General features: G+C 70.6%; 7 protein-coding genes. All 7 read right to left on the reverse strand.

The features are described 5' to 3' along the window. Nucleotides 1-88: 88 nt before the first annotated feature. The 7 genes from AB0G15_RS28890 to AB0G15_RS28920 all read right to left on the reverse strand — a co-directional run bounded on the left by AB0G15_RS28890 (nt 89) and on the right by AB0G15_RS28920 (nt 6,479). On the reverse strand, nt 89-1,012 hold the full coding sequence (locus AB0G15_RS28890; protein ID WP_362845786.1) for an NADP-dependent oxidoreductase: 924 nt from the start codon (nt 1,010-1,012) through the stop codon (nt 89-91). A 147-nt stretch (nt 1,013-1,159) separates the two neighbouring features. Beyond that, complete coding sequence (locus tag AB0G15_RS28895; RefSeq protein WP_362845788.1) at nt 1,160-2,896, reverse strand: hypothetical protein; 1,737 nt, start codon at nt 2,894-2,896, stop codon at nt 1,160-1,162. Between the two features lie 350 nt (nt 2,897-3,246). Next, nucleotides 3,247-3,576, reverse strand: coding sequence for a DUF3140 domain-containing protein (locus AB0G15_RS28900; protein ID WP_362845790.1), 330 nt, complete (start codon nt 3,574-3,576; stop codon nt 3,247-3,249). Next, the gene (locus tag AB0G15_RS28905; protein ID WP_362845792.1) at nt 3,569-3,805 is read right to left on the reverse strand and encodes a DUF2945 domain-containing protein; all 237 of its coding nucleotides are present in this window, start codon (nt 3,803-3,805) and stop codon (nt 3,569-3,571) included. The genes AB0G15_RS28900 and AB0G15_RS28905 overlap by 8 nt, the downstream gene beginning before the upstream one ends. Nucleotides 3,806-4,424: 619 nt before the next feature. Continuing rightward, on the reverse strand, nt 4,425-5,009 hold the full coding sequence (locus AB0G15_RS28910) for a GNAT family N-acetyltransferase (protein ID WP_362845794.1): 585 nt from the start codon (nt 5,007-5,009) through the stop codon (nt 4,425-4,427). Further along, nucleotides 5,006-5,545 (reverse strand): ABATE domain-containing protein, encoded by a 540-nt coding sequence (locus tag AB0G15_RS28915; RefSeq protein WP_362845796.1) that lies wholly within the window; start codon nt 5,543-5,545, stop codon nt 5,006-5,008. Before AB0G15_RS28915 ends, AB0G15_RS28910 begins: the two co-directional genes overlap by 4 nt. Before the next feature lie 388 nt (nt 5,546-5,933). Beyond that, nucleotides 5,934-6,479 (reverse strand): TetR/AcrR family transcriptional regulator, encoded by a 546-nt coding sequence (locus tag AB0G15_RS28920; RefSeq protein WP_362845798.1) that lies wholly within the window; start codon nt 6,477-6,479, stop codon nt 5,934-5,936. Nucleotides 6,480-6,886 lie beyond the last annotated feature (407 nt).

Below are 6,886 nucleotides of genomic sequence, written 5' to 3' on the forward strand. Positions count from 1 at the left end.
GCTCAAACCGGAACCCATGACCGAGCGTCACGCCGGCAAGCGGCACCCGGCCGGTTACCGGGCTCTCATCGCCTTGCGCGCACCCCGGCTACTCCCCTTCCGCGACCCTGATGATCGTCTTGCCGGGGGTGCGCCGGGCGGGCGCGAACGCGGAGGGCGCCTCGGCGAGTGTCCGCGTGGCCCCGACGATCAGGCGGAGCCGTCCCTCCCGGACCCGCCGGACCAGGTCCGCGAGCCGGGCGCGATCGGGCTCGACGACGAAGAAGATCGCCTGCCCGTCCCGGGGCCGGACCGTGGGCGGCGAGGCGATGGTGACGAGCGTGCCGCCGGCGCGCACCAGCGCGGCCGAGCGGTCCAGGATGTCGCCGCCGATCACGTCGAGCACCACGTCGACCTGACCGGCGTCCTCAAGGGAATCGGCCTGCAGGTCCAGGAAGGCGTCGACGCCGAGACCGAGTGCCGTGTCCCTGTCGCCGGCCCTGCCGGTGCCGATCACCCGGGCGCCTGCCTCGCGCGCGAGTTGCACCGCGACGGAACCGACGCCGCCCGCGGCGCCGTGGATCAGGACGGTCTGCCCGGCGGCGAGGCGGCCGTGGTCGAACAGGGCCTGCCACGCGGTCAGCCCCGAGATCGGCAACGCGGCGGCCACGGTGTGGTCGACGTCGGCCGGCAGCGGCGCGAGGTTGCGGGCCTCCACCGCCGCGTACTCGGCCAGCGAGCCGTTGCGGGTCCAGTCGGTCAGCCCGAAGACCCGCTGGCCGACGGTCAGGCCGGTGGTCCCGTACCCCAGCTCGGCGACGACCCCCGACAGCTCGTTCCCGAGGACACTGGGGGTCCGGTCCCGGCCCGCGCGATCGGTCCACGTTCCCGGCCAGTCGAGCTCTCCGGGGGTGAACCCGGCGGCGTGCACCCGGACGACGACGTCGTTCTCGGCGGCATGGGGGTACGGCTCCTCTGTCAGGGAGAGCCCGGCCAGACCGGCGGCGCGGTCTCGGACGGTGATGGCGCGCATGACAGGTCCTTGCCGTCGGCGGAGATGTCGAACAGGACGAATGTACAGGGCGTCGACCGGATTCACGGGGAGCGCGGGCCGCCGGCAAGACGCACTTTTGCCTACCCCTGCCCGCGCGGACGCGGCGTCCGGACGGTTCGTGACCGGTCACCGCCACGGGCGGTGGACGACCTTCTTCGTGGAACGGCCGGGATAGACGACGATCAGATGCTCCTCGGCGGGCGCCTCGGGGTCGTCCTCGTCCCATTCGAGCTCGCGGGCGTAGACGCGCATCCGGTAGCGGCCGGGGCCGTCGACGGCCAGGCCGGGCAGCGGCCCGAGCGCCCCGCTGTCGCCGCCCTCGGGGTAGGGCGGTACGACCAGGCGGCCGCTGCGGCTGAGGATGCCCACCTCGACCACCTTGTCCCAGCCCTTGAGCCGGAGCGGCGGGGCGGCGCCGAACGCCTTGACCGTGAGGCACATCGCCTCGTTCTCGCCATAGGTCATGATGGCGGCGCTGCTGCCGGCGGCGTCGATGAACCCGTCGTCGACGGCTTCGAAGAAGTCGGCGGCCGGGCCCTCGACGCTGTCCCGGTCGTCGAAGACGTCGTAGCCGCCTCCCTCGAAGAGCGAGTACGCGGCCGTGCCCTGCCGCCCGGCCCGTAGCCTCGGCCAGGGGTCGGAGCATCGGGCGTTCCTCTCGGCTTTCCACGCGGCCAGTTCCCGCTCCCGCTCGGCCTGCTCGCGCGCCTGTTCGCGTGCCCGGTCCGCCCGTTGCCCGGCGATGACGCCGGGGCACAGGAACTCCAGGGCGTCGCCGAGCTCGTCCGTGGTCGCCGACCCGCCCGCCCGCCGGAGCAGCGCCTGCCGCTCCTCGGCGCCGGGCACCGCGCACAGTTCCTCGCCATGAGCCAGGATGCGCTGCTCCGGCAGGTTCCCGGGGAACATCGCCTTCCCTCCGTGGCCGTCGTCCCTGGCGAGGCAGACGAACGACCGGCGCCGGTCCTGCGGCCGGGTGTCGGCGTAGGCCCGGATCCGCTCGCGGCAACCCTCGTCCAGGCCGGTGAAACCGAACCGGGCGCCTTCCTCGGCGCCGACCACGACGAGCGGCAGCACGAGCGCGGCGGCGACGAGCAGCCGCGGCTCGCGGCCGGCGGCGGACCGGGAGGTGGTTTCGGCGGCGGGTCCGGCGGCGGGCCCGGCGAGCTCGTGCGCGGTACGCGCCAGCCACACCGCGGTGAACACGCCGAACGCCTTCACCACGAGGAACGAGCCGTCGAACAGCAGCCAACCGCTCCGGATGACGAGGCCGAGCACGGAGAAGGCCAGCGAGGCGGTGAGGGCGATCCTCCCGATGCCGATCGTGGCGCCGCTCCATCGGCCGTCGCGGCGCTGCCCGATGAGGGTCATCACCGTCCAGCCGAGGCTCGCCACCGTCGGCAGGCTGAACACCCGGAAGCTGAAGATGTCGAGGAAGAGCAGCAGCGCCGGGGTCAGCGTGCCGATCAGGCCGAGCGCGAGGGTGATCGCCCGGAACCGGGCCGAGACCCCGGAGACGACCCGCGCCAGCAGGATCAGCGTGGCGACCCACAGGACCAGGCTCGCGACGTACTCCACGATGTCGGACAGCGCTTCGACGAGTTCCCAGAGTACGAAGTCGCCGGCGACGCCCGCGTAGAGCAGGCGCCGGAGCCAGACCACGTCGCGCGGCGACCCCTCGGCGCGCGGCAGCGCGGGACCGCGCAGCACCTGCCACAGTGCCCACGCGTTGAGCCCGCAGATCCCGGCGAGCAGGGGGACCACCCAGGCTCCCTGCATGAGGCGTCCCCAGGTCGTGGCCGTCGCGGCCACCGACAGCGCCGACACCTCGCCGGACACGACGGCGAGCACCGCGGTGACGGCCACGACGGCGAGGTAGAGCGCGACGACGACCGCGGCCGCGCGCCCGAAGCGGTATCGGCCGGCGACGGCCCGGATTCGAGTGACGATGCGGATGATCTTAGCGGCGTGTCCGAGACGACCGTCGCATCGTGTTGCCCGCCCACGCGCTCAACCGCCACCCCGCCGGGGCCGGCCGCGGGCGGCGGTCCATGCCGTCGACCGGGCCGGGCTCGACGGGAGGTTCGGTGTACGGCGTAGCGGAGGGTGCCCGGTCAGGCGGCCGGGCCGCCGAGGCACACCGCCGCCTCAAGAGCGGAACGGCGGGCGGCCGGATCCCGCTGACACCCTGACCCTCCGAGCTCGTGACACGCCGCTCACCTGAGCGGGTCGTGCCCCCAGTTCATGAGGGAGTGTCGCCACGGGGTCTCCTTGACGTCCCCGGACGGACGCTGCTTCAGGTGGCGGCGGACGTAGCCTGTCACCTTGCGCATGTGGGCGTAGTCGTCCTCGCCCAGGTCGTCTTTCCGCTTCCGCAGGATCTCGGCGATCCGGCGGCCGGACCGGTGACCTGTCGACTCCTCACCGCCCGACTTGTCCCCCACGCGCCTGGACTCCTCGGTCTCCAGCCAGCGTTCCAGCTCCGCGGCCGTCATGTTGACCGCCTGGCCGAAGTCCGCGGCGATCCGCTCGCCGTCGTCAGTCACGGCGGTCCTTCTTGCGCAGTGCCGAGGGCTTGTGCACGGCGGTCTTGCCGCTCTTGTCGCTGCGTACGAGGTACTGCGGATCGTCGGCCGAGGCGTCCACGGTGCGTCCCGCCTCCTCGGTCCGCTTCGTGATCTTCTTCTCGACCTTGCCCGAGGCCGACGAGCCGTGGCTCTCCCACGTGACGTCGTCGCCCACCTCGGGCTCGTCCTGCTTGTGCTTGTCGGTCATGGCCTCCCCATACCCCGTACCCCCTCGGAACTCGTCGTTCCGGCCGTGAACTGGTGCTTCGCTGGAGCGGATCACCCCAACGATCGATGGGGACGGGGGGGTCAAGGGCTCGTCTTTGGCCGGTGGTTACCCGCTGATTGCCGTCCGGCCCGGCGTCGACCTCCAACGGGGCGCGGTCGGGGACGACCAGGGGCGGTGGGTGCAGACCTCTGATTCCCCGGCTTCCCGGCGCTGCCCGGTGCCCCTCCGGAGAGAAGCGGATGGGGTGTGCCCTTACGGGATGGGGTCGCACCTTCACGCCAGGGGCGGCCCGCTCCTGCGAAGAGGACGACGGCGGACGGGAACCAGGCAGGACTACGGCGCCGCCAACGAGGTCGGGATCCCAGCCGTGTGTCAAGGCATAGTCGATGACCGTCCGCACATCCATGGAGGTCGGTGAGCTTGCTCCGCTTCGGCGGACACCTTTGGTGTGGTGGTCAGGCCGTGTGCACGGCCTCGTGGAAGGCGGGACTACGGCAGCCAAGGCCGCTGTGGAGCCGGTGCAGGTCGCGTCATGAACGGCTGCGATCCATGCCGCCGAAGCACGGTGAACGCATGGCGATCCAGGACCGCCCTCGCGTCAGCCCGTCGTCGCGCGTCGGAGTGGAGCAGGGCCGTCCTGGTCCGGCTGAGTCGACCGGTCGATTCGGTACACGTAGTGAGCGCGGTCGTCGATCGGGTTGTCCGGCTCCAGGTCGCCTTCCGCGACTCGGCGCAGCCCGGCCTTCTCCAGTGCTCTCCAGGACGCGCGGTTGGACGTTGACACGGGAACCAGGACGCAGGTGGCGGTCGGGACTTCCGCCCAGGTTCGCTCGATGATGTCGCGGATCATTCTCGGCCCGAGGCCGCGACCGACCTGCTGCGGATCGCCGATCAGATAGTCGATGCTCATCGCGCCCTCGGGAACGGCGACGACGGGCGCCAACTCGGCCACATACTCGGGGTAGTCGGCCAGCATCATCCGCTGGACCAGGCCGAGCGGCCGGCCGTCGAGGAAGACGAGCAGGTCCTCGGACGGCTCCTCTCCCCTGGCGGCGGGGCCGAAGTCGCGCGCCACCGCCTCCGCCGAGGTTTCGTGATTCCACCACCGAGCCACGTGCGGCTGCTCCAGCCACTCCCTCAGCAGCGGGAAGTCCCGCTCATCGAGCCGACGCCATGTGATCATTGGAATGCTCCGGGGGTGAGGTGCCGACGGTAGTACCGGGCCTGCCGATCCCTGTGGCCGCACGAGGGATGGCACCAGCGGCGACGCGGGTGGCTCTTTATGAAGATCAGCGAGCAGCCGGGGCCTTGGCATCGCCGTACTTTCCCCGCTTCGGGTCCGGTCAGCAACTCGATGCAGCAGGTGGCGATCCGGCCGAGCACCGCGGTGGTGCCGGTGGTGGTGTCGAGCCACCGCGAAAGCGGTCCGGCGGCACCGGTCCAATCCAGCCGCAGATGCGTCGGCGCCGCCGCCGCGAAGCCGTTGACCCGCTCGAGCGGCACCTTGTCGGGTATTCGCCCGTCGACGGCCGCGGAAAGCAGGGAGTGCACACAGTCGCGCAGCATCCGGACGCGCTCGGCGTCACGTCCCATCCCGGCGGGAGCCGTCACCCCATGCTCTGCGGAAACCAGCGTGAACCACTCGTCGATCCATCGAACGGTCCTTAAGAAGTCGATCTGTTCGTTCCCCCTGCCGTAGAGCGTGTTGGCCAGCTCCACCGCGAGAGGTTCCGTCCCGAGAATCGGGAACTCCGGACCAGGCATGAGGCTGACGTTAGCACGGCCATTCATCCGTCAGCATTCCAATATCCGCAGGAATCCCGGCACTCACTCAGGCGGCACAGCGGCAGGCCAGAGCCTCCACCGAACCCGGATCGCTTCATCTGGCCACCGCACAGGCCACCCGCCCCAGCTCTTCGCCGGCGGCGGTACCCCCGCCCCGCCCGGCCTGCCCGGCCCGGCCTGGATCAACAGCCCAAGATCGACGAACCCAGGGACACGCCAGACAGGCCGACACGGAATCAGCCCAGCTCAACTGCCTCAATCAAATTGACGGGTTCCGGACTTCCCCGCTCTGCGGCGTTGGTTCTGCGCCGCGTGGCCGGGTTCACGCGTCGCCGGACGGTGAGGCGGCGGCGCCGAGGACGGTGTTCAGGACCGTGTCGGCGTATGTCCGGCTGACCGGCCGGTCGGTGATCAGTAGCCGGTACCACAGCGGCGCGACGAGCAGGTCTTCAAGCAGCAGGGGGTCGAAGCCGACCAGCTGGCCGTTTCGTTGCCCGGCGCGGATCCGTTCCTGGTTGCGGCCGGACAGGGTGAGGTGGATCTGCCGGTGGAGGATCGCGGCGAGTTCGGGGTCGTGCTGTGCCGTCCCGGCGACCCCCACGACGAGGTCGCTCGAAACCGGGTCGAGGAACAGTTCGGTGATGCCGTACAGCCAGTTGCGCAGGTCGGCGACGAGGTCGCCGGTGTCGCCGATCTGGAAGTAGGGATCACCGAACCGTTCGGTCAACGCGTCCAGGAACAGCGTTCCCTTGGAGGACCACCAGCGATACAGCGTGGGTTTACCGACCTGGGCGCGTGTCGCGATCGCCTCCATCGTCACCGCGTTGTAGCCGCGTTCCGCGCACAGATCGAGTGCCGCCTGGAGGATCTTCGTGCGTGAGCGCGCGGTACGACCGGTCGTGCTCTCCCTGAGACCACCCTATCGCTGAAACGTGACGTTACGTATTGACAAGCCCATTCCGGCCGATATTCGTTCAAAACGAAACGTTACGTTTTTGTGGCGGGAGGGTCGAGGGAGGACGCCTGACCTCGCTGACCCCCTCATCGCCGGTAGGCGGGCGTGGCCGCGGCGATCCAGCCGCGGCACGGCACATGGGGCGCACGCAAGTGCGGGTGACCCTTGAACGGCGCCGCCCCTGAAGAGCAGGAACATCTCAACCAGGAGCTGACCATGAGAGTGCTAGGCAGTGTCCCGCGGATCATTTGACTGGGTCGCGGAGCCAGATGCGGATCGAGGCGACGTCGATGGTGCCCTGGTAGATGCGTTCTCTCTTG

The organism is Streptosporangium sp. NPDC023825 (assembly GCF_040639575.1).
Lineage (GTDB): Bacteria > Actinomycetota > Actinomycetes > Streptosporangiales > Streptosporangiaceae > Streptosporangium.

Bases quoted from the DNA above. Each gene is read 5' to 3' on its own strand.
- AB0G15_RS28890 (WP_362845786.1), bottom strand. From the start codon at position 1,012: ATGCGCGCCATCACCGTCCGAGACCGCGCCGCCGGTCTGGCCGGGCTC.
- AB0G15_RS28905 (WP_362845792.1), bottom strand. From the start codon at position 3,805: ATGACCGACAAGCACAAGCAGGACGAGCCCGAGGTGGGCGACGACGTC.
- AB0G15_RS28910 (WP_362845794.1), bottom strand. From the start codon at position 5,009: ATGATCACATGGCGTCGGCTCGATGAGCGGGACTTCCCGCTGCTGAGG.